The sequence below is a fragment of the Alysiella crassa DSM 2578 genome (genome assembly GCF_000745955.1).
In the GTDB taxonomy this organism is placed as follows: Bacteria; Pseudomonadota; Gammaproteobacteria; order Burkholderiales; family Neisseriaceae; genus Simonsiella; species Simonsiella crassa.
On record NZ_JQKH01000037.1, the window covers coordinates 1 to 23,736 of the forward strand.

Annotated in this window: 27 protein-coding genes; 25 read left to right on the forward strand and 2 right to left on the reverse strand. The window is 46.4% G+C overall.

Features of this window, described 5'->3' with window-relative positions:
* Positions 1 to 210: 210 nt before the first annotated feature.
* Positions 211 to 438, reverse strand: coding sequence for a hypothetical protein (locus tag Q338_RS06795; protein ID WP_034293412.1), 228 nt, complete (start codon positions 436 to 438; stop codon positions 211 to 213).
* 91 nt (positions 439 to 529) lie between these two features.
* Positions 530 to 3,262, reverse strand: coding sequence for a DNA gyrase subunit A (gyrA, locus tag Q338_RS06800; protein WP_244773479.1), 2,733 nt, complete (start codon positions 3,260 to 3,262; stop codon positions 530 to 532).
* A 470-nt stretch (positions 3,263 to 3,732) separates the two neighbouring features.
* Here gyrA and Q338_RS06805 point away from each other — a divergent pair, with 470 nt between their 5' ends.
* The 25 genes from Q338_RS06805 (at position 3,733) to nuoN (ending at position 23,555) form a co-directional block, all read left to right on the forward strand.
* A complete protein-coding gene (locus tag Q338_RS06805; protein ID WP_034293416.1) occupies positions 3,733 to 4,101 on the forward strand; it encodes an NADH-quinone oxidoreductase subunit A in 369 nt (122 codons plus the stop codon).
* Complete coding sequence (locus Q338_RS06810; protein ID WP_034293418.1) at positions 4,092 to 4,571, forward strand: NuoB/complex I 20 kDa subunit family protein; 480 nt, start codon at positions 4,092 to 4,094, stop codon at positions 4,569 to 4,571. The genes Q338_RS06805 and Q338_RS06810 overlap by 10 nt, the downstream gene beginning before the upstream one ends.
* A gap of 54 nt (positions 4,572 to 4,625) precedes the next feature.
* Positions 4,626 to 5,090 (forward strand): hypothetical protein, encoded by a 465-nt coding sequence (locus Q338_RS06815; protein WP_034293421.1) that lies wholly within the window; start codon positions 4,626 to 4,628, stop codon positions 5,088 to 5,090.
* Between the two features lie 167 nt (positions 5,091 to 5,257).
* A complete protein-coding gene (locus tag Q338_RS06820) occupies positions 5,258 to 5,845 on the forward strand; it encodes an NADH-quinone oxidoreductase subunit C (protein WP_034293423.1) in 588 nt (195 codons plus the stop codon).
* Positions 5,838 to 7,094 (forward strand): NADH dehydrogenase (quinone) subunit D, encoded by a 1,257-nt coding sequence (gene nuoD, locus Q338_RS06825; RefSeq protein WP_034293425.1) that lies wholly within the window; start codon positions 5,838 to 5,840, stop codon positions 7,092 to 7,094. Before Q338_RS06820 ends, nuoD begins: the two co-directional genes overlap by 8 nt.
* Before the next feature lie 34 nt (positions 7,095 to 7,128).
* Entirely contained in the window at positions 7,129 to 7,515 is a 387-nt protein-coding gene (locus tag Q338_RS13735; protein WP_002642676.1) for a hypothetical protein, read from the forward strand.
* Positions 7,516 to 7,584: 69 nt separating this feature from the next.
* Positions 7,585 to 7,743 (forward strand): hypothetical protein, encoded by a 159-nt coding sequence (locus tag Q338_RS14465; protein ID WP_156961050.1) that lies wholly within the window; start codon positions 7,585 to 7,587, stop codon positions 7,741 to 7,743.
* Positions 7,744 to 7,798: 55 nt separating this feature from the next.
* Positions 7,799 to 8,392: a hypothetical protein gene (locus Q338_RS06835; RefSeq protein WP_034293427.1), complete on the forward strand. Its 594-nt coding sequence runs from the start codon at positions 7,799 to 7,801 to the stop codon at positions 8,390 to 8,392.
* Positions 8,393 to 8,444: 52 nt separating this feature from the next.
* A complete protein-coding gene (gene nuoE, locus Q338_RS06840; RefSeq protein ID WP_034293430.1) occupies positions 8,445 to 8,918 on the forward strand; it encodes an NADH-quinone oxidoreductase subunit NuoE in 474 nt (157 codons plus the stop codon).
* A 169-nt stretch (positions 8,919 to 9,087) separates the two neighbouring features.
* A complete protein-coding gene (locus Q338_RS06845; protein ID WP_034293431.1) occupies positions 9,088 to 9,399 on the forward strand; it encodes a GIY-YIG nuclease family protein in 312 nt (103 codons plus the stop codon).
* 220 nt (positions 9,400 to 9,619) lie between these two features.
* Positions 9,620 to 10,921 (forward strand): NADH-quinone oxidoreductase subunit NuoF, encoded by a 1,302-nt coding sequence (nuoF, locus tag Q338_RS06850; RefSeq protein WP_034293434.1) that lies wholly within the window; start codon positions 9,620 to 9,622, stop codon positions 10,919 to 10,921.
* A gap of 35 nt (positions 10,922 to 10,956) precedes the next feature.
* The gene (locus Q338_RS06855) at positions 10,957 to 11,307 is read left to right on the forward strand and encodes a hypothetical protein (RefSeq protein WP_051968528.1); all 351 of its coding nucleotides are present in this window, start codon (positions 10,957 to 10,959) and stop codon (positions 11,305 to 11,307) included.
* Between the two features lie 241 nt (positions 11,308 to 11,548).
* Positions 11,549 to 13,807, forward strand: a complete 2,259-nt coding sequence (nuoG, locus tag Q338_RS06860) for an NADH-quinone oxidoreductase subunit NuoG (protein WP_034293437.1) — start codon at positions 11,549 to 11,551, stop codon at positions 13,805 to 13,807.
* A gap of 2 nt (positions 13,808 to 13,809) precedes the next feature.
* The gene (gene nuoH, locus Q338_RS06865) at positions 13,810 to 14,886 is read left to right on the forward strand and encodes an NADH-quinone oxidoreductase subunit NuoH (RefSeq protein WP_034293439.1); all 1,077 of its coding nucleotides are present in this window, start codon (positions 13,810 to 13,812) and stop codon (positions 14,884 to 14,886) included.
* 309 nt (positions 14,887 to 15,195) lie between these two features.
* Entirely contained in the window at positions 15,196 to 15,675 is a 480-nt protein-coding gene (gene nuoI / locus Q338_RS06870) for an NADH-quinone oxidoreductase subunit NuoI (RefSeq protein WP_034293441.1), read from the forward strand.
* A 115-nt stretch (positions 15,676 to 15,790) separates the two neighbouring features.
* The gene (locus Q338_RS06875; RefSeq protein WP_034293443.1) at positions 15,791 to 16,438 is read left to right on the forward strand and encodes an NADH-quinone oxidoreductase subunit J; all 648 of its coding nucleotides are present in this window, start codon (positions 15,791 to 15,793) and stop codon (positions 16,436 to 16,438) included.
* Positions 16,435 to 16,740 carry an NADH-quinone oxidoreductase subunit NuoK gene (gene nuoK / locus Q338_RS06880; protein WP_034293445.1) on the forward strand — a complete coding sequence of 102 codons (306 nt, stop codon included), beginning with the start codon at positions 16,435 to 16,437 and terminating at the stop codon, positions 16,738 to 16,740. The genes Q338_RS06875 and nuoK overlap by 4 nt, the downstream gene beginning before the upstream one ends.
* 87 nt (positions 16,741 to 16,827) lie before the next feature.
* Entirely contained in the window at positions 16,828 to 17,118 is a 291-nt protein-coding gene (locus Q338_RS06885; RefSeq protein ID WP_034293448.1) for a hypothetical protein, read from the forward strand.
* Between the two features lie 37 nt (positions 17,119 to 17,155).
* The gene (locus tag Q338_RS06890; RefSeq protein ID WP_034293450.1) at positions 17,156 to 17,401 is read left to right on the forward strand and encodes a type II toxin-antitoxin system Phd/YefM family antitoxin; all 246 of its coding nucleotides are present in this window, start codon (positions 17,156 to 17,158) and stop codon (positions 17,399 to 17,401) included.
* Entirely contained in the window at positions 17,385 to 17,771 is a 387-nt protein-coding gene (locus Q338_RS06895; protein ID WP_034293453.1) for a type II toxin-antitoxin system VapC family toxin, read from the forward strand. Before Q338_RS06890 ends, Q338_RS06895 begins: the two co-directional genes overlap by 17 nt.
* Positions 17,772 to 17,852: 81 nt before the next feature.
* Positions 17,853 to 19,904, forward strand: coding sequence for an NADH-quinone oxidoreductase subunit L (nuoL, locus tag Q338_RS06900; protein ID WP_034293455.1), 2,052 nt, complete (start codon positions 17,853 to 17,855; stop codon positions 19,902 to 19,904).
* Between the two features lie 39 nt (positions 19,905 to 19,943).
* The gene (locus Q338_RS15470) at positions 19,944 to 20,105 is read left to right on the forward strand and encodes an Nmad2 family putative nucleotide modification protein (protein ID WP_169815855.1); all 162 of its coding nucleotides are present in this window, start codon (positions 19,944 to 19,946) and stop codon (positions 20,103 to 20,105) included.
* Complete coding sequence (locus Q338_RS13740) at positions 20,071 to 20,523, forward strand: Nmad2 family putative nucleotide modification protein (RefSeq protein ID WP_281268605.1); 453 nt, start codon at positions 20,071 to 20,073, stop codon at positions 20,521 to 20,523. The genes Q338_RS15470 and Q338_RS13740 overlap by 35 nt, the downstream gene beginning before the upstream one ends.
* A 48-nt stretch (positions 20,524 to 20,571) precedes the next feature.
* Positions 20,572 to 22,089 carry an NADH-quinone oxidoreductase subunit M gene (locus Q338_RS06910; RefSeq protein ID WP_034293457.1) on the forward strand — a complete coding sequence of 506 codons (1,518 nt, stop codon included), beginning with the start codon at positions 20,572 to 20,574 and terminating at the stop codon, positions 22,087 to 22,089.
* Positions 22,090 to 22,097: 8 nt separating this feature from the next.
* Entirely contained in the window at positions 22,098 to 23,555 is a 1,458-nt protein-coding gene (nuoN, locus tag Q338_RS06915; protein WP_034293459.1) for an NADH-quinone oxidoreductase subunit NuoN, read from the forward strand.
* Positions 23,556 to 23,736 lie beyond the last annotated feature (181 nt).

Sequence of the window (23,736 nt, forward strand, 5' to 3'; positions counted from 1 at the left end):
AAAATCGTGGTGCATTGAAAGTTTTACCCTCTCCCTAACCCTCTCCCACAGGAGAGGGAACAGATGAGTGGTAGACAAAAATTTGTAGGGTAATGAAAGGCTGAAACCTTTGCAAAACCCCATTTTTTGAACTTTTTTGAAAAATAAATTTCTTAAAATTCAAAATATTAAAATTTTTTAAAATCAAATTTTAGGGGTTTTGCAAAGGTTTCAGGCTGCCTGAATATGATTTGTACGAACCACATCTTCCAACGGCTCAATCTCGCCAATTTGCCGCAATTCCTGAAACAATTCGTCCCAATCGCCCTGTTGCTGAATCAGTTCCAAATTGCCATTTGGTTTTTGTTGAATGTAAAACGATTTGCCTTTGGCGAGCCAAGTTTCAGGCAATTTTAAAAAAGCGTGGTCATTTTCATACACAATTTCGGCTAATTGCATGATTTTCTCCTTGATTTCAAAAATGAAATTTTAACGTAAAAAGGCAGCCTGAAAAACACATTTGCTTTTCAGGCTGCCTGTTTATCGTCAATTACGCTTCCGCAATCAGCTCAACTTCACTTTCCGAATTATCCGAATTGTCTGAATTGTCCGCTTCCTGCTCCGCAATCCGTTCCAAGCTCACCAAAGTCGTGCCTTCGTCCAAATTGATTAAACGCACACCCTGTGCCGCACGCCCTGTTTCACGAATTTGCGCCACTTTCGTGCGAATCAACACGCCGCCCGATGTAATCAACATCAAATCATCATTGGGAGAAACCAGCGTGGCTGCCACCAATTCGCCATTGCGCTCGCCCGTGTCAATCGCAATGATGCCCTGACCGCCCTTGCCTTTGCGCGAATAATCGTCAATGGGCGTGCGTTTGCCGTAGCCGTTTTGCGTGGCGGTCAAAACTTGCAAATCGCTGCCCAATTCCGCCACCAACAAGCTGACAATTTTGCCGTTTTCAGGCAATTTCATGCCGCGCATACCGCCCGAACCGCGTCCGCTTGGGCGCACGCCTTTATTGGTTTGCAGATTCAATTCGCCTGAATTTTCGTCTTCATTTTCAGAGATTTCATCATTCAGGCTGCCTGAAACGTCTTCATCGTCATCGCCAGCATTGCCTGCGTAATATTCATTGAAACGAATCGCCTTGCCCAAATTGGAGAACAACATGATGTCGTCCGAACCGCTTGTTTTCACTGCGCCAATTAAGCTGTCGCCTTCTTTTAAAGCAATGGCTTTAATGCCGATTTTGCTGACGTTTTTGAATGCCGAAAGCTGAACTTTTTTCACCATGCCCAAAGCAGTCGCAAAGAACACATATTCATCTTCTGGGAAATCGCGCACAGGCAAAATGGCAGAAACCTTTTCATTTTCATCAAGTTGAATCACATTGTTAATCGGGCGACCGCGCGAATTTCTGCCGCCTTCTGGCAAGCGGTACACCTTAATCCAATGGCATTTACCCAAATTCGTGAAACACATCAAATAATCGTGCGTGTTTGCCACGAATAAAGTTTCAATGAAATCTTCATCTTTGGTGGCAGCCGCCTGTTTGCCGCGCCCACCGCGTTTTTGCGCCTGATAATCGCTGGTCGGCTGGGTTTTGATGTAGCCGCCGTGCGTGAGCGTAACCACCATTTCGCGTGGCGGAATCAGGTCTTCATCAGCAATGTCGCCACCACCAAACACATTGATTTCACTCATTCTTTCATCGCCAAACTGGGTTTGCATGGCGGTGAGTTCATCGTCAATAATTTGGCGCACGCGCTCGGGTTTGGCTAAAATATCCAGCAAATCCACAATAATCGCCATTAACTCTTTGTATTCTTTAACGATTTCATCTTGGTCAAGACCCGTCAAATTCCGCAAACTCATGCGCAAAATGGCGCGGGCTTGCTCTTCGCTCAACCAATAACCATCTGATTGCAAACCGCATTTTTCAGGCAGCCATTCGGGGCGCGCCATGCTCAAATCCAAATCGCTGCGATTCAACATTTCGCTGACCAAACCCGATTGCCAAGCACGGCTCAATAAGGCGACCCTTGCCGCGTCCGCATCGGCAGATTGTTTAATCAAAACAATCATTTCGTCAATATTGGACAGGGCAACCGCTTTGCCTTCGGCAATGTGTCCTTCGGCACGCGCTTTTTTCAGGCGAAACAAGGTTCTGCGCGTTACCACTTCTCGGCGATGGCGCAAAAATTCACTCAAAATTTGTTTTAAATTCAACACCCTGGGCTGACCGTCTACCAAAGCCACCATGTTCATGCTGAATGTGTCTTGCAGTTGTGTGAGTTTAAACAGTTGATTTAAAACCACTTCTGCATTTTCGTTGCGTTTGAGTTCAATGACGATGCGTGTGCCGTCTTTGTCGGATTCATCGCGCAATTCGGCAATGCCTTCAATTTGTTTTTCGCGCACCAATTCGCCAATTTTTTCAACGAGTTTGGATTTATTGACTTGGTAGGGGATTTCGTCCACGATGATGGCTTCGCGTTCGCCATTCTTACCGATTGTTTCTAAATGGGTTTTGGCGCGAATCACCACGCGACCGCGCCCTGTGTGGTAGCCTGCGCGTACGCCATTGAGCCCGAAAATGGTGCCGCCTGTGGGAAAATCGGGGGCTTTAATCAAATCAATCAATTCGTTGATGTCGGTTTCGGGGTCGCGCAACAGTTTCAGGCAGCCTGAAAGTGTGTCGCGCAAATTGTGGGGCGGAATGCTGGTTGCCATGCCCACGGCAATGCCTTCTGAACCATTCACCAACAATGCGGGAAAACGTGTTGGTAAAACAAGGGGCTCGCGTTCGCTGCCGTCATAGTTGTCGCCAAAATCCACGGTGTCTTCTTCAATATCGGCAAGCATTTCGTGGGCGATTTTTGCCATGCGGATTTCGGTGTAACGCATGGCGGCGGCGGCATCGCCATCTACCGAGCCGAAGTTGCCTTGACCGTCCACCAGCGTGTAGCGCATGGAAAAGGGTTGCGCCATGCGAACGATGGTTTGGTACACCGCGCTGTCGCCATGTGGGTGGTATTTACCGATGACATCGCCCACCACACGCGCGGATTTTTTGTATGCGCTGTTCCAGTTGTTTTTGAGTTCGTGCATGGCATACAGGGCGCGGCGGTGTACGGGTTTGAGTCCATCGCGCACATCGGGCAAGGCACGTCCCACAATCACGCTCATGGCGTAGTCCAAATAGGACTTTTTCATTTCGTCTTCTAGGCTGACGGCGATGGTTTCTTTGGCAAATTGGTGGTCGGTTTGGCTCATAATGGGCGCGTTCCTGAAATTCATAAAAAACGCGCAATTTTATCATAAAAACAAGGTTTCAGGCTGCCTGAAAATATCACACAAAATAGTAGGGTGCAAAGTGTTATATTGTGTCAAAGAATTGAATTTGCTGGAATTTGATGTAACAAGTTATCCATTACAATGGATTATTTGATGGTTTGGCTGGATTGACACTTTATTGATACATATATTGTCCATACAACAAAGCAGTCTGAAAAGCGATTTTATGTTTTTCTATTAAGCATATTGTTAAAAATATTTTCAGGCAGCCTGAATATGATTTCACACAAAAAACCTTGAATTATCAAAATAAAATTATCTAAATAAGAATTCATATCAATAAAATCCTGAAAACACTTAAAAAATTTCAAAATAATCCAACAAAAAAAGCTAAAAATTCGTTAAAATTACAAATTACGCAAATTTACTCTATACAACAGGTGTCCATCATGCTGGCAAACTATTTTCCTGTGTTGATTTTCATGATAATTGGCTTGGTGGCAGGCATTTTATTTATCACATTGGGCAGTGTACTCGGGCCCAAACGCCACTACCACGAAAAAGACACACCCTTTGAATGCGGCTTTGAGGCCTTTGAAAACGCGCGCATGAAATTTGACGTGCGCTATTATCTGGTGGCGATTTTATTTATTTTGTTTGATTTGGAAGTCGCGTTCATGATTCCATGGGCGGTGGTTTTTAAAGATTTGATGGCTGAAACGGGCGCGTATGCGTTTTGGTCTATGTTTGTGTTCATCGTGATTTTGACGGTGGGCTTTATTTACGAATGGAAAAAAGGTGCGCTGGAATGGGAATAGAAGGCGTTTTGAATAAAGGCTTTGTAACCGCCAGCGCGGATACAGTTTTGAACTATGTACGCACAGGCTCTTTGTGGCCTGTTACCTTTGGTTTGGCTTGCTGCGCGGTGGAGATGATGCACGCGGGCATGGCGCGTTATGACCTTGACCGTTTTGGGATTATTTTCCGTCCATCGCCACGCCAATCGGATTTGATGATTGTGGCAGGTACATTAACCAATAAAATGGCACCCGCTTTGCGCCGCGTGTACGACCAAATGGCAGAGCCGCGTTGGGTGTTGTCTATGGGGACGTGCGCTAACGGCGGCGGTTATTATCACTATTCCTATTCGGTAGTGCGCGGTGCTGACCGTGTGGTGCCTGTGGACGTGTATGTGCCAGGGTGTCCGCCGACTGCCGAAGCCTTGTTGTATGGCTTGATTCAGTTGCAGGGCAAAATTAAGCGGACTTATACGATTGCGCGGCATTGAGATTTTCAGGCTGCCTGAAAATCGCAGCCTTTTAAAATCTGGGAGTGAATTAAGATGAAAAAATGGCTTATAACTGCCTTATTTGTATTTTCGGCACAACACGCATTGGCAGCAGAAAATTTGTCGTGCCAAAAGTCGAAAACAACACACGGTGGTTTAGAAATAACGCAACAATGTACCTTTCAAGGTACAAGTCTCAATGCTGCTTATCAGGCATTTTATCGTTTTAAAAAAGATGATTGGATGGATATGGGTTTACCCGCCCAGCTACCTAAAAATGGTTATGTCCATAAACATGCTTTGCCCAAAGTAGATTGTGGTAGTGTGGTGCAAAAAGATGGTAGTTCTATACCACATATCGCCGAGCCGAGATATGAAACAACCGTGAAACGAACAGCGCAACTTGCCATTGTGCACAGTAAATATGTTTATGGTTGTGCGGATGGCGATATTCACGAAATCCGTTTTCAACGCAAAGGTAAAGTGATTCAAATCATTCACAAGAACCAGACAACGTAAATAAACAAAAATAATTTGCTATTTTTCAGGCTGCCTGAAAACAATTTGTAGGGTGCGTACCACGCACCAAATTTCAACACTTTCAATATATTGGTGCGTAATACGCACCCTACACAAAAACTTTCAGGCAGCCTGAAAGCACAGAAATAATATTTTAGGAACGCAAAATGCACGTTATTGATTTACAGGCAGCCTGCACCGAAATTTTGGGCGACAAAGCCAGCAAAATCAGCTTGGCATTTGACGAAATCACCGTTGAATGCCAGCCCGAACACTATTTGGACATCATGACCACCCTGCGCGACCACCCCGATTTGCATTTTGAAAGTCTGGTGGATTTGTGCGGCGTGGATTACAGCACCTACAAAAACCAAGTGTGGCACGGCAAACGCTTTGCGGTGGTCAGCAACTTGGTTTCCGTGAAAAACAATCAGCGTATTCGCGTGCGCGTGTGGGCGCAAGACGACCATTTGCCCATGGTGGAAACCGTTACCCCCATTTACAACAGCGCAGATTGGTATGAGCGTGAAGCCTTTGATATGTATGGCATTATTTTCAATCATCACCCCGATTTGCGCCGCATTTTGACCGATTATGGTTTTGTCGGACACCCATTCCGCAAAGATTTCCCCATTTCAGGTCATGTGGAAATGCGTTACGATGAAAATGAAAAACGCGTGGTTTATCAACCTGTTACCATTGAGCCGCGTGAAATCACACCGCGCATAGTACGCGAGGAGAACTACGGTGGCTAAATTACGCAATTACACAATCAACTTCGGTCCTCAACACCCAGCCGCGCATGGCGTATTGCGCCTGATTTTGGAATTGGAGGGCGAAACCATTGTTCGCGCCGACCCACACATCGGCTTGCTGCATCGCGGCACGGAAAAGTTGGCTGAAACCAAAACCTATCTGCAAGCCCTGCCGTATATGGACAGGCTGGACTACGTTTCCATGATGGTAAACGAGCAAGCCTATTGCATGGCGATTGAAAAACTGATGGGCATTGAAGTCCCCATTCGCGCCAAATACATACGCACCATGTTTGCCGAAGTAACGCGCATTCTTAATCACTTAATGGGCGTGGGTTCGCACGCGCTGGATATTGGTGCAATGACCGCGATTTTGTACGCTTTCCGCGACCGTGAAGAGTTGATGGATTTGTACGAAGCCGTATCGGGGGCGCGTATGCACGCGGCTTATTTCCGTCCAGGGGGCGTGTACCGCGATTTGCCCGATTTCATGCCCAAATACGAATCCAGCAAATACCGCAACGCCAAAGTGTTGAAAGAACTCAATGCCGCGCGTGAAGGCACCATGTTGGATTTTATTGACGCATTTTGCGAGCGTTTCCCGAAAAACATCGACACGCTGGAAACCCTGCTGACCGACAACCGCATTTGGAAACAACGCACGGTGGGCATAGGCGTGGTGTCGCCTGAACGTGCCTTGCAAAAAGGTTTTACAGGCGTGATGTTGCGCGGTTCGGGCGTGGAGTGGGACATTCGCAAGAAAACCCCTTACGAAGTGTACGACCAAGTGGATTTTGACATTCCTGTGGGCGTGAATGGCGATTGCTACGACCGTTATTTGTGCCGTGTCAATGAGATGCGCCAATCGGTACGAATTATCAAACAATGTGCCGACTGGTTACGCGCCAATCCGAATTTGCCCGTGATTGTGGAAGACCAAAAAGTCGCGCCACCCAAACGCACCGACATGAAAACAGGCATGGAAGATTTGATTCATCATTTCAAACTGTTTACCGAAGGCATGCACGTTCCCGAAGGCGAAACCTACACGGCGGTGGAACACCCCAAAGGCGAGTTTGGCATTTACATGATTTCCGATGGCGCAAACAAGCCGTATCGCCTGAAAATCCGCGCGCCGGGCTTTGCACATTTGCAAGGCATGGACGAAATGGCGCGTGGGCATATGCTGGCAGACGTGGTGGCGATTATCGGTACGCAGGATATTGTGTTTGGCGAAGTGGATAGATAGCTTTCAGGCAGGCTGAAAACGAGAATATATAAAAATGAGTACATTTAATGGCATTGGAACGCAATTTGTTGGCGAATGCTGTCAAGAAGAAGATGGTTCGTATATTGCAACTTATTGGTTTACGATTTTACACATTCCCATTATTCCCTTTTATAGCGCACGAATTCATGGGCAATATTCAGAAGAAGTGGCAATGGGACATTCAACTTTGACGGAGTACGAAGAATTACCGTTGTATTTTCCGCAAGTGATAAGAACGTATGCTTATTTAGCCATGATTGTCGGTTTGTATCATTTTATTCAAACTAAATTCAAAGCTGGCGATAGTAACCCACTGATTTGGATAGGTTTAGCATTACCGCTTTTAGCTTTGCCTTGGATTATGCGTTATTTTGCACGGAAAAAAGCAGGTTGGCGTTAAAAATAGGCAAAACGATTTTTCAGGCAGCCTGAACGGTTTTTTTATGGAGTGGAACAAATGAAATATGGAATGATTGGATTGTTATTTGTTTTGTCGGCGTGTGCAGTTCAGCCACATCAGGCAGAGTTGGTTTCTGCTCCAACTAAACCTGTGGATAAGTTTGATACATGGCTTAATTCGGAAATTCAACGCGATAAAATGTTTGAATTTAAACAACGTGTTAAGTAAAATGTTTTGCAATAGTTTTTCAGGCAGCCTGAAAAGCCATTCATGAAAATATACGATGAATTATCAAGAAATTTTTGCTGATAAAATTGTTGAACAAATTGGCGCAGCATTGGCGAAATTACCCCAAAAAACACGCGATGATGTTTATGCTTTGTCTTTTTGGGTAAGTGGTGGTGATGAGTGGTTGCCTAGTTTGTTGGTTAGCTACAATACATATCAACAAGTTCAAGAAAATGAAAATAATACGCTTAAACAAGATGATGAAGCCAAATGGAATTTCGCCTATTGGTTGCAAGATGAAGCGGAATTGTTTTGTGTGAATTTGTATCAAAATAATCAAGAACTTGAAACTTGGTTGCAGCATTCATCGTTTGCTTACACGGAAGATGAATTTGAAAGCATTTTTGATGATGACGGCAATGATGATGTTGAAGACAAATCAAGCGAATTTTATGAAGCCTTTGTGGAAACTCAAATTGCTGTGGTGCAGCGTTTGTTTGATGAAAATGTGATTGCTGATGTGTTTGGGCAAAATATCCCCGTTATCATTCATTCATTGGAATATTATGATGAACCGCTTTCATGGACTGAACGTGCTAATCCCAAAGGTTTGGCAGATGAGTTTTTAAATTATTGGCGTAAGCAATAAACCTTTTTCAGGTAGCCTGAAAATCAAATTATTATTTTATTAGGATTACAAAATGTTATCCGCACAATCATTAAAAGAAATTGACATTGAATTAGCCAAATACCCCGCCGACCAACGCCGCAGTGCGGTGATGGGTGCATTGCGGATTGCCCAAGTGGAATTGGGCTGGCTGAAACCCGAAACCATTGAATTTGTGGCAAATTACATTGGCATACCTGCCATTGCCGCTTATGAAGTGGCAACGTTCTACAATATGTACGATTTGCAACCTGTAGGCAAATACAAGCTCACGGTTTGCACCAACCTGCCGTGTGCCTTGCGCGGTGGCGTGGACGCAGGCGAATACCTGAAACAAAAACTGGGCATAGGCTATGGCGAAACCACCGCAGACGGCAAATTCACGCTGGTAGAAGGCGAGTGCATGGGCGCGTGTGGCGATGCCCCCGTTATGCTGTTGAACAACCACAAAATGTGCAGCTTTATGGACGCGGCAGCGATTGATAAGAAATTGGCGGAATTGCAGTAAGGCTTTTTTCAGGCTGCCTGAAACGAAGTTCAGCGTAGCTAAAACCACACTACACCGTCATTCTCACGTAGGTGGGAATCCAAAGTTAGGCTACACCAACTTGTAATTTAATAAGCAAATAGTTGAATTAAATTAATAAAAAAATTCAGGCAGCTTGAAAGGTTACAAAATGACTGCACACCCACTCACACGGCAGCCTGCGGTTTACATTTTGGCAAGTGGGCGCAATGGGACTTTGTATATTGGCGTTACCATGAATTTGCCTGAACGCATTTGGCAACATAAACAAGGTGTCTCGCTCGATGGTTTTACAGCGAAATATGGTGTGGATAAATTGGTTTGGTATGAAGTTTCTGCCACCATGCCCGAAGCGATTGCCAAAGAAAAAGCCATGAAAAAATGGCGCAGAGAATGGAAAATTCGTTTAATTGAAGAACAAAACCCCGATTGGTTGGATTTGTTTGGTGGATTGCTTGCGTGAAATATTTGATTTTTCAGGCAGCCTTTCATTACCCTACAAAATAAAAACATCGTCATTCCCGCGTAGGCGGGAATCCAACATTGAGTTACACAAACTTTTGTTTCTTAAAGTTAAAAATAGATTCCCGCCTACGCGGGAATGACGGCAGTGTGAGAGATTGTTGGCAATAAACAAATTGATTTTTCAGGCTGCCTGAAAATAAAATAAATAGGTAGAAAACATGGCAATTTATCAATCAGGCGTGATTTTTGAAAACGTCCCCACACAAGACCCCAACTGCTGGACGCTCGCTGCTTACCAAGCGCGTGGCGGTTACAGCGCGTTACGCAAAATTTTGACCGAAAAAATCCCCCAAAACGACATCATTGACGAAGTGAAAACTTCGGCTTTGCGCGGTCGCGGTGGCGCAGGTTTCCCAACAGGCTTGAAATGGAGCTTTATGCCGCGCTCCTTCCCAGGTGCGAAATATGTGGTCTGCAACACAGACGAGGGCGAACCAGGCACATTCAAAGACCGCGACATCATCATGTTCAACCCCCACGCGCTGATTGAAGGCATGATTATCGCGGGCTATGCCATGGGAGCGGCATCGGGTTACAACTACATTCATGGCGAAATTTTTGAAGGCTATCAACGCTTTGAAGCCGCATTAGCCGAAGCCCGTCAAGCAGGCTTTTTGGGCAAAAACATCATGGGCTTGGGCTTTGATTTTGAGCTGTATGCCCATCATGGCTATGGCGCGTACATTTGTGGCGAAGAAACCGCCTTGTTGGAAAGTTTGGAAGGCAAAAAAGGTCAGCCACGTTTTAAACCGCCATTCCCAGCCAGTTATGGTTTGTATGGCAAACCCACCACCATCAACAACACGGAAACGTTTGCCTCCGTGCCGTTCATCATCAAAGATGGCGGACAAAAATTCTTGGCGCAGGGCGTGGAAGGCGCAGGCGGCACGAAACTGTTTTCCATTTCAGGACACGTTGAACGTCCTGGCAATTACGAAGTGCCGCTCGGTACGCCATTTGCCGAATTGTTGGCGATGGCGGGCGGTATGCGTGGCGGTAAGAAATTGAAAGCCGTGATTCCTGGTGGTTCGTCTGCCCCCGTTTTGCCTGCCGATATCATGATGGCGTGCAATATGGATTATGATTCCATTGCCAAAGCTGGCTCAATGCTCGGTTCGGGCGCGGTGATTGTGATGGACGAAGACGTTTGTATGGTCAAAGCATTGGAACGTTTGGCGTATTTCTATCACGAAGAATCATGTGGGCAATGTACGCCTTGCCGCGAGGGAACAGGCTGGCTGTATCGCGTGGTACACCGCATTGCGACTGGCAAAGGTCGCCCCGATGATTTGGATTTGCTGGACAGCGTGGGCAACAATATGGCTGGACGCACCATTTGCGCGTTGGCGGACGCGGCGGTGTTCCCCGTTCGCAGTTTTACCAAGCATTTCCGCGCTGAATTTGAGCATTATATTGAGCATGGCAAGCCGATGAAAGAACATAAGTGGGGTGGGTGGTAAAGCTTTTTCAGGCTGCCTGAAAGGTAATTTTGTAAGTGATTGAGTTGAAATTACTTGACCTAGCAGAGCAACAAGACCCAATTGCGTATGATGAAATCATCAATAAAATTCAGAATATTGAATTAAAAAAAGATTTATCTACATTGATTTATGCTTTATCGTATTATCCTAGTGAGCCTATTTTTGAATGGATAATAGATTGGATTTTGTCAGGTAGTTGGGAAGTGGCACATCAAGCTTGTTTATTGCTTGATAATATTGATGAATTATCAGGGCAACGTGTCAATTGTGCGTGGGATAAAATTCAGGCTGCCTTAAAATCAACAGAATTGGAAGATTGGCGCAGAAATTTGATTGAAAATGAAGTTTTGGTGTGTTTTGAATAACTATTTCAGGCAGTAGAGTAGGGTGCGCCATGCGCACCAAACACATTGAAATATTAAATCATCGCTGTAAAAAATGGTGCACATGGCGCACCCTACAAATGGGATAGATTATTGGAAGATTGATTGATTTCAGGCTGCCTGAAAAATCTGTTCCCAAAAAAAAATAATGAAACGCTGCCCCTTTTTCAGGCAGTCTGAAACAAATTTCTTTTAAATATAAAAAAGTAACTAGGAAACAACCATGTTACAAATCCAAATAGACGGTAAACAAACCCAAGTCAAACAAGGCACGACCGTGATTGAAGCGGCGCACCAGCTTGGCACTTACATTCCGCATTTTTGTTATCACAAAAAGCTGTCCATTGCCGCCAACTGCCGCATGTGCTTGGTGGATGTGGAAAAAGCCCCCAAACCCCTGCCTGCCTGTGCCACGCCTGTTACAGACGGCATGGTGGTGCATACCCATTCCGCCAAAGCCAAACAGGCGCAACAAGGCGTAATGGAATTTTTGCTGATAAATCACCCACTTGATTGCCCCATTTGCGACCAAGGTGGCGAATGCCAGTTGCAAGATTTGGCGGTGGGCTATGGCAAATCAGGCAGCCGCTATCAAGAAGAAAAACGCGCCGTAGTCGGCAAAGACATGGGGCCTTTGGTTTCGGCTGCCGAAATGAGCCGTTGTATTCATTGCACGCGCTGTGTGCGTTTCACCGAAGAAATCGCGGGCATGCAAGAAATCGGCATGGCACACCGCAGCGAGTTTTCCGAAATCATGCCTTTTATCGGCAAGGCGGTGGAAACCGAATTGTCGGGCAATGTGATTGATTTGTGTCCTGTGGGTGCTTTGACCAGCAAGCCGTATCGTTACGATTCGCGCTCGTGGGAATTGTCGCGCCGCAAATCCATTTCCGCGCATGACGCTTTGGGCAGCAATCTCATTGTTCAAACGAAAGACCACACCGTGCGCCGCGTGTTGCCGCTTGAAAATGAAGCGATTAACGAATGCTGGATTGCCGACCGCGACCGTTTCGCCTATGAAGGCTTGTACCACGAAAGCCGTTTGACCACGCCGAAAATCAAACACGGCGGCGAATGGCGCGATGTGGATTGGACAACCGCTTTGGAATATGTGCGCCATACCCTTGATTGCATTGCCAAAGAAGACGGCAAAGAGCAAATTGCCGTGTGGGCAAACCCCATGAATACGGTGGAAGAACTGTATTTGGCGAAAAAATGGGCGGACGGTTTCGGTGTGAAAGCGATGACTTCACGTTTGCGTGAAAACGACAGCCGTCTTTCAGGTAGCCTGCAAGGGGCGCAATGGCTGGGTCAAACGATTGAACAGCTTGCTGCTTGCGAAGCGGTGTTGATTGTGGGCGCGAATTTGCGTAAAGAACAGCCGCTTTTAACCGCCCGTTTGCGCCGTTCAGCCAAAGAAGGCATGGCGTTAAGCGTGGTGGCAGCAAGCCGTGAAACTTTGCATATGCCTTTATTAACACAAGATATTTTGCACCCAAATGAGTGGGCAAATTATCTGAATAATTTGGCTGAATATACCGATTACACGATTTCAGGCAGCCTGAAAAACGCGCAAAACGCAGCGATTATTTTGGGCGCAGATGTGCAAAATCACCCTGATTACGCAGGCATTTACGCGGCAGCGCAAAAATTGGCGCAAGCCACTGGTGCGACTTTGGGCATTTTGCCGCAGGCTGCCAACAGCGTGGGCGCAGACGTGTTGGGCGTGAACCAAACGCCGATGACTTCCATGTTGGCTGCACCGAAAAAAGCGGTGTTGTTGCTGAATGTTGAGCCTGAAATAGATGTTTTGGGTGGCGTGGAAGCGATGGCAGCGTTGAAACAAGCGGCGACCGTGATGGCGTTTACCGCTTATGAAAGCAAGGCTTTGTTGGACGTTTGCGATATTTTATTGCCGATTGTGCCGTTTACCGAAACATCAGGCAGCTTTATCAATATGGAAGGGCGTTTGCAGTCATTCCATGGTGTCGTGAAAACTTTGGGCGAAGCGCGTCCATTGTGGAAAGTGTTGCGCGTGTTGGGCAATGTGTTTGACGTGCAAGGTTTTGATTTTAATAGCAGCGAAGAAGTATTAGCCGAAGCGATTAAACCCAACACGCTGCCTGAAAAATTGAATAATCACAGCATTTTGACCGCCATCAGCACCCAACCGCAAACCGATAAATTGGTGCGCGTGGGCGGCGTGGGCATTTACCACAGCGACCCGATTGTGCGCCGTGCTGTGTCTTTGCAACAAACCAGCCACGCGGCAACGCCCGAAGCCAAAATCCATCCTAACACCTTGACGGTATTTGGTTTACAAGATGGCGAACAGGTGTTTGCCAAACAAAACGGTGCGGCGGAATTGGTAACGGTTCGTGCTGATGCAGGGCTGGCTGAAAATGTGGTTTACCTGCCATTGCACCCTGAAAATGCCGCTTTGGGCGGTTTGATGAACAGCATTGAATTGACGAGGGCATAATCATGCAAGAGTGGTTTCAAACCCTGTTTGCCACAACTTTGGGCTTGGGCGAAATGGGGACAACGATTGGTTTAATCGTGTCCATTATCGTGAAAATCGTGTTGATTTTAGCCCCATTGATTTTGACGGTGGCGTATCTCACTTATTTTGAACGCAAAGTGATTGGTTTCATGCAATTGCGTACAGGTCCAAACGTAGTCGGACCTTGGGGCTTGATTCAGCCCTTTGCGGACGTGTTGAAACTGTTGTTCAAAGAAGTAACGCGCCCAAGTTTGTCCAATAAAGCCTTGTTTTATATTGGTCCTATGTTGTCGCTTGCGCCTGCATTTGCGGCGTGGGCGGTAATTCCATTTAATGAAGAATGGGTGTTGGCTAATGTGGACGCAGGTTTGCTGTATATTTTGATGATTACATCGTTGTCGGTTTACGGCGTGATTATTGCAGGCTGGGCGAGTAATTCTAAATATGCGTTTTTGGGCGCGATGCGTTCATCGGCGCAAACGATTTCATATGAAATTGCCATGTCAGCCGCTTTGGTGTGCGTGATTATGGTTTCAGGCAGCCTGAATTTTAAAGAGATTGTGGCGGCACAAGCGAGCGGCATTGCGGGCGGTTCGATTTTTTCGTGGAACTGGTTTACTTTGTTCCCCGCGTTTTTGGTTTATCTGATTTCGGCGGTGGCGGAAACCAACCGCGCCCCATTTGACGTGGCGGAAGGCGAATCGGAGATTGTCGCAGGTTTCCACGTTGAATATTCAGGTTTTGCGTTTGCCTTGTTTTTCTTGGCGGAATACATTTTCATGATTTTGATTGGCGCACTCACGGCAATCATGTTTTTGGGTGGTTGGCTGTCGCCATTTCCACAAAGTTGGGGCGTGATTGGCGCACCCAGCGCGTTTTGGATGTTTGCGAAAATGGCGTTTGTGCTGTATGGCTATTTGTGGATACGCGCCACATTCCCACGCTACCGCTACGACCAAATCATGCGTTTGGGCTGGAAAATTTTGATTCCTGTGGGCTTTATCTGCATTGCGGTATTGGCTGGCTGGATGGCTTCGCCGTTGAGTTTGTGGAAATAATTTCCCCCACCCTAACCCCAGACCTGCCAAGTTCTCATCGTGTCGCAGGGGCGGATTTTATATCCGCCCTGTGGGAAGTACCACAATTCAAATATCGTAGAAAGGGCAGATATGAAATCTGCCCCTACGAAGTACAAAACTTGGCAAGTCTGCACCCTAGCCCTCCCCCGCAAGCAGGGGAGGGGATAGGTTGTTGCAGTGCAAATATTGTTGGCATATCTGCCAAAAGATTTTTCAGGCAGCCTGAAAACCATTTACCAATTGATTTTTAAATAAAAAAACCACTACCAAAAGGGTAGGAACAACATTATGGCAAATTTAGTCAAAACCTTTTTACTGGGCGAGTTGGTTAAAGGCATGGGCGTAACGCTCAAAAACTTTTTCGCTCGCAAAGACACGATTTACTTCCCCGAAGAAAAAACCCCGCAATCGGTGCGTTTTCGCGGCTTGCACGCGCAAAGACGTTATCCGAATGGCGAAGAGCGTTGCATTGCCTGCAAATTGTGCGAAGCGGTTTGCCCTGCGATGGCAATCAACATTGAATCCGAACAGCGCGAAGACGGCACACGCCGTACCACGCGCTACGACATTGATTTAACCAAATGTATTTTCTGCGGATTTTGCGAAGAAGCCTGCCCTGTGGACGCGATTGTGGAAACCCACATCTTTGAATACCACGGCGAAAAACGTGGCGACTTGCACATGACCAAACCCATTTTGCTGGCAATCGGCGACAAATACGAAGCCGAAATCGCCAAACGCAAAGCGGCTGACGCGCCGTATCGTTAATGTATTTTCAGGCTGCCTGAAAAGTAGGGTGCAACTTGTTGCACCATGCAAAAACATTGTTTAGTGCAATAAATTGCACCCTACGCCCCATTTTGATTAAAAAGAAAGCATCAACATGACTTTCCAACTTGCTTTATTTTACTTTATTGCTGCCGTGATTTTATTTGGCGCACTCAAAACCGTTACCGCAAAAAACCCCGTTCATGCGTCCCTGTATTTGGTGCTGACGTTTTGTATGTCGGCAATGATGTGGCTGCTTATGCAAGCGGAATTTTTGGGCATCACGCTGGTGGTGGTGTATGTGGGCGCGGTGATGGTGCTGTTCCTGTTTGTGGTCATGATGTTGAACATAGACGTGGAAGAAATGCGCAAAGGTTTTTGGCGCAACGCCCCTGCCGCGTTTACCGTGGGTGTGTTGATGGCTTTGGTGCTGATTGCCGTGTTGCTTGCGCCCGACACCAATTTGTCGGTGTATGGCGACATGAAAACCATTCCTGCCGATTACAGCAATGTGCGCGATTTGGGTAAACAGCTCTATACCACCTATTTGTTGCAATTTGAATTGGCGGCGGTGCTGCTGGTGTTGGGCATGGTGGCAGCCATTGCTTTGGTACACCGCAAATCCACCAATGAAAAATACATCAACCCTGCCGACCAAGTGAAAGTGAACGCAGCAGAAGGGCGTTTACGCATGGTCAAAATGGCTGCCGAAGTGCAAGTCCCCAAAAACACGCAGCCTGACAATACGGAGAACCAAGCATGATTACCTTGACCCATTATCTTGTTTTAGCAGCACTTTTGTTTGGGATTAGCGCAATGGGCATTTACATGAACCGCAAAAACGTATTGGTGTTGCTGATGTCTATTGAATTGATGTTGCTGGCGGTAAATTTCAATTTTATTGCCTTTTCGCAATATTTGGGCGACACGGCTGGGCAGATTTTCGTGTTTTTCGTGCTGACGGTGGCGGCAGCAGAAAGTGCGATTGGTTTGGCGATTATGGTGCTGGTGTTCCGCAACCGACAAACGATTAACGTTACCGAATTGAATACGCTGAAAGGCTAATAACCATCTATTCTCTCCCCCGCAAGCAGGGGAGGGAACAAATTGCAGCACAATTAAGTTTTCAGGCAGCCTGAAAGGTCAAAAATCATGTTCAGCGAAACCGATATTTTAACCGCTACCAATGGCGCACGATTGCTGTATTTATTGGCGACTTGCGGCAGCGCGGCAATCGGTTCGTGGCTGTATCAAAGCCTGTTTTCGCTGACGGTTACGCGCAATGAAATCATCATGAGTGCATTGGCTGGCGTGGTGTTTTTCCTGTTTCCAGTGGGTATGTTTTTTTGGAATATTTATTTTGCGCTGATTGGCGGTTTGAGTTTCGGATTTGCCGTAACGCGTAGATTGGAAATTGCCAACGGAAAACGCGATAATTTTTGAATTTCAGGCAGCCTGAAAAAACAAAAGGAGCATAATCATGCAAACTTTGAATATTCATGACGTACCCAACCATTTATTGCGTTTAACCGATTTGGGCGAGCCGTTTATCATTGCCCAAGCGGGTAAGCCATTGGCAAAAGTGTTGCCTTATACAGAAACCGAAACCCAACCCAAGCGAATTGGTTTTTTGAAAAATATTGCTGTTTCCGATGATTTTGATGATGTAGGTGGCGATGAAATTGCCGCTTTGTTTGCAGGTGCAGATGATGAAATACTTGCTTGATACGCATATTCTATTGTGGGCGGCAAGCGATAGTCCAAAACTTAATTTGGCTATCAGACAAATTTTAGAAAATAAAAACAACGAATTGTATTTTAGCGTGGTCAATATTTGGGAAATTGCCATTAAAAAAAGCATAGGTAAATTGCATTTGCCCATTCCGACATCGGCATTTCGCCGTTTGTTGTTGGAAAATGGTTATCGTGAATTGGCAATCACTGGCACACACGCGATGGCAACCGAGACCTTGCCATTTATCCACAATGACCCGTTTGACCGAATGTTGATTGCACAAGCACAACAAGAAGGTTTATTGCTATTGAGTGCCGACAGTAAAGTGCAGGCTTATGGCGATTGTGTGGCAAAAATTTAATTTTCAGGCAGCCTGAAAATACGCCGCAAAACAAAAAATTTAGCTGAAAAAGTTTTTAAAAATCAAAAAAGGTTCAATCAAATGAACGACATGACTTTATATTTAATCATCGCGCTCACGCCATTGGTGGGCTGTTTGCTGGCAGGCTTGTTTGGCAATCAAATCGGACGGCGTGGCGCACACACCGCCACCATTTCAGGTGTGGCGATTTCCGCGCTGTTGTCTGCCTATGTGCTGTACGGCTTTGCGACTGGCACACGCGCCAAGTTTGACGAAAACGTGTACACATGGCTCAGCATGGGCGGTGTGGATTTTTCGGTCGGCTTTCTCGTGGACAGCTTAACCGCCATGATGATGGTGGTGGTAACGTCCGTGTCGCTGATGGTGCATATTTACACCATCGGCTACATGCACGATGAAAAAACGGGCTACCAACGCTTTTTCAGTTACATTTCTTTGTTTACATTCAGCATGTTGATGCTGATTATGTCCAACAACTTCATTCAACTGTTTTTCGGTTGGGAAGCGGTGGGCTTGGTGTCGTATTTGCTGATTGGCTTTTATTTCAAACGCGACAGCGCGATTTTCGCTAACTTAAAAGCGTTTCTCGTGAACCGCGTGGGCGATTTCGGCTTTTTGCTGGGCATAGGCTTGGTGTTGGGCTATTTCGGTGGTAGCCTGCGTTATGCGGACGTGTTCGCCTATTTGCCCAATGTGGTCGGCATGCAATTTTTGGGTACGGACTTGATTACCGTAACTTGTCTGTTGCTGTTTGTGGGTGCGATGGGTAAATCCGCGCAATTTCCTTTGCACGTTTGGCTGCCTGATTCCATGGAAGGTCCTACGCCCATTTCCGCGCTGATTCACGCGGCAACGATGGTTACGGCAGGTTTGTTTATGGTGTCGCGCATGTCGCCCATGTACGAATTGAGTACCACTGCGTTGAGCGTCATCATGATTATTGGTGCGATTACCGCCTTGTTTATGGGCTTTCTTGGCACAATCCAAAACGACATTAAGCGCGTGATTGCCTATTCCACCTTGTCGCAACTGGGATACATGACGGTGGCGTTGGGCGTGTCGGCTTATTCCATTGCCATGTTTCATGTGATGACGCACGCGTTTTTCAAAGCCTTGCTGTTTTTGGCGGCAGGCAGCGTGATTATCGGCATGCACCACGACCAAGACATGCGCCACATGGGTAATTTGCGTAAATACATGCCGATTACTTGGATTACCATGTTGTTGGGCAATTTGTCGCTGATTGGTACGCCTTTGTTTTCAGGCTTTTATTCCAAAGATTCCATTATTGAAGCGGTGAAATTCAGCAATTTAACGGGTAGCGGTTTTGCCTATTTTGCGGTGTTGGCGAGCGTGTTTGTAACCGCATTTTATGCGTTCCGTCAATACTTTATCGTGTTTCACGGCAAAGAGCGTTGGCGCGAAACCGACCACAGCGCACACCATCATGCCGATGAACACGCCCATCACGAACACGATGCGGACGACAACCACGACCATCATCACGGCTTGTCGCCCAACGACAATCCGCATGAAAGCCCTTGGGTGGTAACTTTCCCCTTGATTTTCTTGGCGATTCCGTCTGTGTTGGTGGGTGCATTGACGATTGAGCCTTTGTTGTATGGCGATTTCTTTAAAGATGTGATTTATGTGAATCACGAAGCGCACCCTGTGATGAGCCACATGGCGGAACATTATCATGGCATTTTCGGCATGGTAACGCATAGCTTGGTTAGCCCTGTGTTGTACTTGGCGATTGCGGGCGTGGTGGCAGCGTGGTTCTTGTATGTGAAAGCACCGCATTTGCCCGCGAAAATTCAGGCAGCCTGCAAACCAATTTACACCTTATTGGACAACAAATATTATTTGGACACCTTGTATTTCAACGTGTTTGCCAAAGGCAGCCGCGCATTGGGCAATTTCTTCTGGAAAGTGGGCGACACGATGATTATTGACAACGGCATTGTGAACAATTCCGCCAAACTGGTGGGCAACATTGCCGCGCAAGTCCGCAAAGCGCAGACGGGTTTCATCTACACTTATGCGGCGGTGATGGTGGCTGGGGTGCTGGTGTTGATTGTGGCGTTTTTCTGGAATTTGTGGTTTAAATGATGTTTCAGGCTGCCTGAAAATAAATTGAGGTTATTCACGATGAAAATTATCAGCTATGTTGTTAAGTATGATTATGGTTTTGCACCTAATCCTTATCACGGTTTTTTAACTTTGGCGACTTGTAAGCCTGTTATTCGTTCAAATGCTGAAATTGGTGATTTAAATTATTGGAACAGGGTCTGTTTCTGGTATAGGTATTAATAAATTGATTTATGCAGCGATTATTTCAGAGGTGGTTACAACTGAAGAATATTCAATCAATCCACGTTTTGAAGTGAAGAAACCAAAAGACACCAATGCTAAAACGAGACGTGGCGATAATATTTATTACAAAATAAATAATGAATGGAAACAGTTAGAAAATAATTTTCATGGCGAGTATGAATTTGAAAGCGATTTATCATCTGAACGTATTTTGATTTGCGATGATTTTTGGTATTTTGGTAACCAAGCTCCTTTAATTCCACAAGAGTTTTTAGGGATTATTAAAGAAAAACAAGGTATTAAATATACTGATGATAAAGTTGTTGTAAACAATTTTATCGCATGGTTAAAAACTTTTAAACAAGGAGAATTGGGTTCTCCTAGTAGTTTGGATAATACTTTTCAGGCTGCCTGAAACGCAGTTTCAATAAAAAATTTTAAATAAAGAAAACAGGCTAAAACTATGTTTTTCAACAACTTACTCAGCTTGGCAATCTGGGTGCCGATTGTGGCAGGCGTGCTGGTCTTGGCAACAGGGTCAGACAGCCGCGCACCGTTGGCACGCATATTGGCGTTTTTGGGCGCGGCGGCGGGCTTTTTGGTTACGCTGCCCCTGTTCACGCAATTTGACCGTGCCAATGGCGGCTACCAGTTTACCGAATTGCACGCTTGGATACCCGCGCTTAATCTCAACTACGCGCTGGGCGTGGACGGCATTTCCGTGCTGTTTGTGATTTTGAATGCCTTCATCACGCTGATGGTGGTGTTGGCTGGCTGGGAAGTCATTCAGCACAAAACCGCGCAATATATGGCGGCATTTCTGATTATGTCAGGCTTGATTAACGGCGCATTTGCCGCGCAAGACGCGATTTTGTTCTATGTGTTTTTTGAAGCCATGCTCATTCCGCTTTACCTGATTGTCGGTATGTGGGGTGGCCCAAGACGCGTTTATGCGGCAATGAAGTTGTTTTTGTATACATTGCTCGGCTCGCTGTTGATGTTGGTGGCGTTGATTTATTTGGGTTATCAAGCCAAAAGTTTTGCCATTGCCGATTTGCAAGCGATTAAGCAGATTCCTTTGGGCGTGCAACAGGTGTTGTTTGTCGCGTTTTTCCTGTCGTTTGCGGTGAAAGTGCCGATGTTCCCTGTGCATACTTGGCTGCCTGATGCCCACGTTGAAGCCCCAACGGGCGGCTCTATGGTGTTGGCGGCGATTACGCTGAAAATCGGTGCATACGGTTTCTTGCGCTTTATTTTGCCGATTTTGCCCGATGCGTCTCGCTATTTTGCGCCTGCGGTGGTGGTGTTGAGCCTGATTGCCGTGATTTACATCGGCATGGTCGCGCTGGTGCAAACCGATATGAAAAAGCTGGTGGCGTATTCATCAATCAGCCACATGGGTTTTGTAACGCTGGGTATTTTCCTGTTTGCAGGACTGTTTTCAGGCAGCCCTTTGGGCGAATTGAACACCTGGGGCTTGCACGGTGCGATTGTGCAAATGATTTCACACGGTTTTGTGTCTGCCGCCATGTTTATGTGCATAGGCGTGATGTATGACCGCTTGCACACACGCAATATTGCCGATTACGGTGGCGTGGTAAACGTGATGCCCAAATTTGCCGCATTCATGATGTTGTTTGGCATGGCGAATGCAGGTTTGCCTGCGACTTCGGGTTTTGTTGGCGAATTCATGGTGATTATGGGCGCGGTGAAAGTCAATTTGTGGATAGGTTTATTGGCGGCATTCACGCTGATTTATGGCGCGGCATACACCTTGTGGATGTACAAACGCACCATTTTTGGCGAAATCACCAACCCCGAAGTGGCAGAAATGAAAGACATCAACTGCCGTGAATTTGCCATTTTGGCGATTTTGGCGGTGGCGGTATTGGGCATGGGCGTGTATCCCGAGCCATTTGTGGCGGTGGTGCAGCAAGCCGCACAAGATTTGATTGCCCAAGTGGCACAAAGCAAGATTTGAGGTGATGTATGAATTGGAATTGGACAGATTTGAATATTGCCGCCGCCACGCCTGAAATCGTGCTGCTGACGGGGTTATTTGCTGTGTTGTTGGCGGATTTGTGGACGAGCGAAAAAAATCGTTACATTACCCATGTTTTGAGTACTATTGTGCTGCTGGCGGCAGCCTGTGGACAGTGGGCGGTATGGACAAATGAGCCGATTGCCGCGTTTTCAGGCAGCTATATTGCCGATGGCGTGTCGCAAATCAGCAAAATCGCCATTTATTTGGGTACGGCTTTATTGTTTGTGTACGCCAAACCGTATAACCAAATGCGCGAATTATTCAAAGGCGAATTTTACACGCTGGCTTTATTTGCCAATGCGGGCATGGGCGTGATGATTAGCGCGGGGCATTTTTTGACGGCGTATTTGGGTTTGGAATTACTGTCTTTGTCTTTGTATGCCATGATTGCTTTGCGCCGCGAAAGCTCGGAAGCCGCAGAAGCTGCTTTGAAATACTTTGTATTGGGGGCATTGGCTTCGGGGATTTTGCTGTACGGTATTTCTATGGTGTACGGTGCGACAGGCAGCCTGCAATTTAGCGAGATTTTTCAGGCTACCCAAAATGGTACAGCCAATGTTTGGTTATTGAAACTGGGCGTGTTGTTTATTGTGGCGGCGGTGGCGTTTAAATTTGGTGCTGCGCCGTTCCACATGTGGGTGGCGGACGTGTATCAAGGTGCGCCAACTTCCATCGCGGCGTTTGTGGGTTCTGTGCCGAAAATTGCGGCAACTGTGTTCACATTCCGCATTATGGTGGGCGGTTTGTTGTTTGAAAAAGGCGACTGGCAATTGATGTTTGCGGCGTTGGCGATTGCTTCCTTGTTGGTGGGCAATTTGGCGGCGATTATGCAAAGCAATTTGAAACGCATGTTTGCCTTCTCAACTGTATCGCACATGGGTTTTGTGTTGCTGGGCTTTTTGGGTGGCGTGATTGGCGTGGAAGCGGCAGTTTACTACGCGGTGGCGTATGCGATTATGAGTTCGGCGGGCTTTGGCGTGTTGATGTTGTTGAGCCGCGAAGGACATGAATGTGAAAACATCAGCGATTTGGCTGGCTTAAACCAACGCAATGCGTGGTACGCGCTGGTAATGCTGTTGGTGCTGTTTAGCATGGCAGGGATTCCGCCATTGATGGGCTTTTACGCGAAATTTGCGGTATTGAAGGCTTTGGTGGGTGCATCTTATGCTTGGGCGGCAGCGTTGGCGGTGTTTGCGGTGGTAATGAGTTTGATTGGTGCGTTCTACTATTTGCGCGTGGTGAAAGTGATGTATTTTGACAAAGCCAATGACCATGCGCCGATTGAAGGCGAATTGACGGCGAAATGGTTGCTGTCGTTTAATGCGGTGTTGTTGTTGATTTGGGGCGTGTTCCCGAATTCTTTGATGTCGTTTATTCAACACGCTTTGCAGATTTCGGGTTGATAAGTTAATCACTTGAATGTTTGTATGCCCCCAAAGCCATGATAGTTTTGGGGGCATAGTTTTCAGGCTGCCTTTCAGTACACGACAAAAAAAGTACAATAAAAAAAGAAGTCCGCATCAATTCAGTGGTATCGTATTAATTTTCTCACGACTAATCCAATATGACTGAATTGAGCGAACT

What these genes read in the sequence shown, in the direction of transcription:
- Q338_RS06795 (WP_034293412.1), bottom strand. Translation starts at nt 438, where the DNA reads ATGCAATTAGCCGAAATTGTGTATGAAAATGACCACGCTTTTTTAAAA.
- gyrA (WP_244773479.1), bottom strand. Translation starts at nt 3,262, where the DNA reads ATGAGCCAAACCGACCACCAATTTGCCAAAGAAACCATCGCCGTCAGC.
- Q338_RS06805 (WP_034293416.1), top strand. Translation starts at nt 3,733, where the DNA reads ATGCTGGCAAACTATTTTCCTGTGTTGATTTTCATGATAATTGGCTTG.
- Q338_RS06810 (WP_034293418.1), top strand. Translation starts at nt 4,092, where the DNA reads ATGGGAATAGAAGGCGTTTTGAATAAAGGCTTTGTAACCGCCAGCGCG.
- Q338_RS06815 (WP_034293421.1), top strand. Translation starts at nt 4,626, where the DNA reads ATGAAAAAATGGCTTATAACTGCCTTATTTGTATTTTCGGCACAACAC.
- Q338_RS06820 (WP_034293423.1), top strand. Translation starts at nt 5,258, where the DNA reads ATGCACGTTATTGATTTACAGGCAGCCTGCACCGAAATTTTGGGCGAC.
- Q338_RS13735 (WP_002642676.1), top strand. Translation starts at nt 7,129, where the DNA reads ATGAGTACATTTAATGGCATTGGAACGCAATTTGTTGGCGAATGCTGT.
- Q338_RS14465 (WP_156961050.1), top strand. Translation starts at nt 7,585, where the DNA reads ATGATTGGATTGTTATTTGTTTTGTCGGCGTGTGCAGTTCAGCCACAT.
- Q338_RS06835 (WP_034293427.1), top strand. Translation starts at nt 7,799, where the DNA reads ATGAATTATCAAGAAATTTTTGCTGATAAAATTGTTGAACAAATTGGC.
- nuoE (WP_034293430.1), top strand. Translation starts at nt 8,445, where the DNA reads ATGTTATCCGCACAATCATTAAAAGAAATTGACATTGAATTAGCCAAA.
- Q338_RS06845 (WP_034293431.1), top strand. Translation starts at nt 9,088, where the DNA reads ATGACTGCACACCCACTCACACGGCAGCCTGCGGTTTACATTTTGGCA.
- nuoF (WP_034293434.1), top strand. Translation starts at nt 9,620, where the DNA reads ATGGCAATTTATCAATCAGGCGTGATTTTTGAAAACGTCCCCACACAA.
- nuoG (WP_034293437.1), top strand. Translation starts at nt 11,549, where the DNA reads ATGTTACAAATCCAAATAGACGGTAAACAAACCCAAGTCAAACAAGGC.
- nuoH (WP_034293439.1), top strand. Translation starts at nt 13,810, where the DNA reads ATGCAAGAGTGGTTTCAAACCCTGTTTGCCACAACTTTGGGCTTGGGC.
- nuoI (WP_034293441.1), top strand. Translation starts at nt 15,196, where the DNA reads ATGGCAAATTTAGTCAAAACCTTTTTACTGGGCGAGTTGGTTAAAGGC.
- Q338_RS06875 (WP_034293443.1), top strand. Translation starts at nt 15,791, where the DNA reads ATGACTTTCCAACTTGCTTTATTTTACTTTATTGCTGCCGTGATTTTA.
- nuoK (WP_034293445.1), top strand. Translation starts at nt 16,435, where the DNA reads ATGATTACCTTGACCCATTATCTTGTTTTAGCAGCACTTTTGTTTGGG.
- Q338_RS06885 (WP_034293448.1), top strand. Translation starts at nt 16,828, where the DNA reads ATGTTCAGCGAAACCGATATTTTAACCGCTACCAATGGCGCACGATTG.
- Q338_RS06890 (WP_034293450.1), top strand. Translation starts at nt 17,156, where the DNA reads ATGCAAACTTTGAATATTCATGACGTACCCAACCATTTATTGCGTTTA.
- Q338_RS06895 (WP_034293453.1), top strand. Translation starts at nt 17,385, where the DNA reads ATGAAATACTTGCTTGATACGCATATTCTATTGTGGGCGGCAAGCGAT.
- nuoL (WP_034293455.1), top strand. Translation starts at nt 17,853, where the DNA reads ATGAACGACATGACTTTATATTTAATCATCGCGCTCACGCCATTGGTG.
- Q338_RS15470 (WP_169815855.1), top strand. Translation starts at nt 19,944, where the DNA reads ATGAAAATTATCAGCTATGTTGTTAAGTATGATTATGGTTTTGCACCT.
- Q338_RS06910 (WP_034293457.1), top strand. Translation starts at nt 20,572, where the DNA reads ATGTTTTTCAACAACTTACTCAGCTTGGCAATCTGGGTGCCGATTGTG.
- nuoN (WP_034293459.1), top strand. Translation starts at nt 22,098, where the DNA reads ATGAATTGGAATTGGACAGATTTGAATATTGCCGCCGCCACGCCTGAA.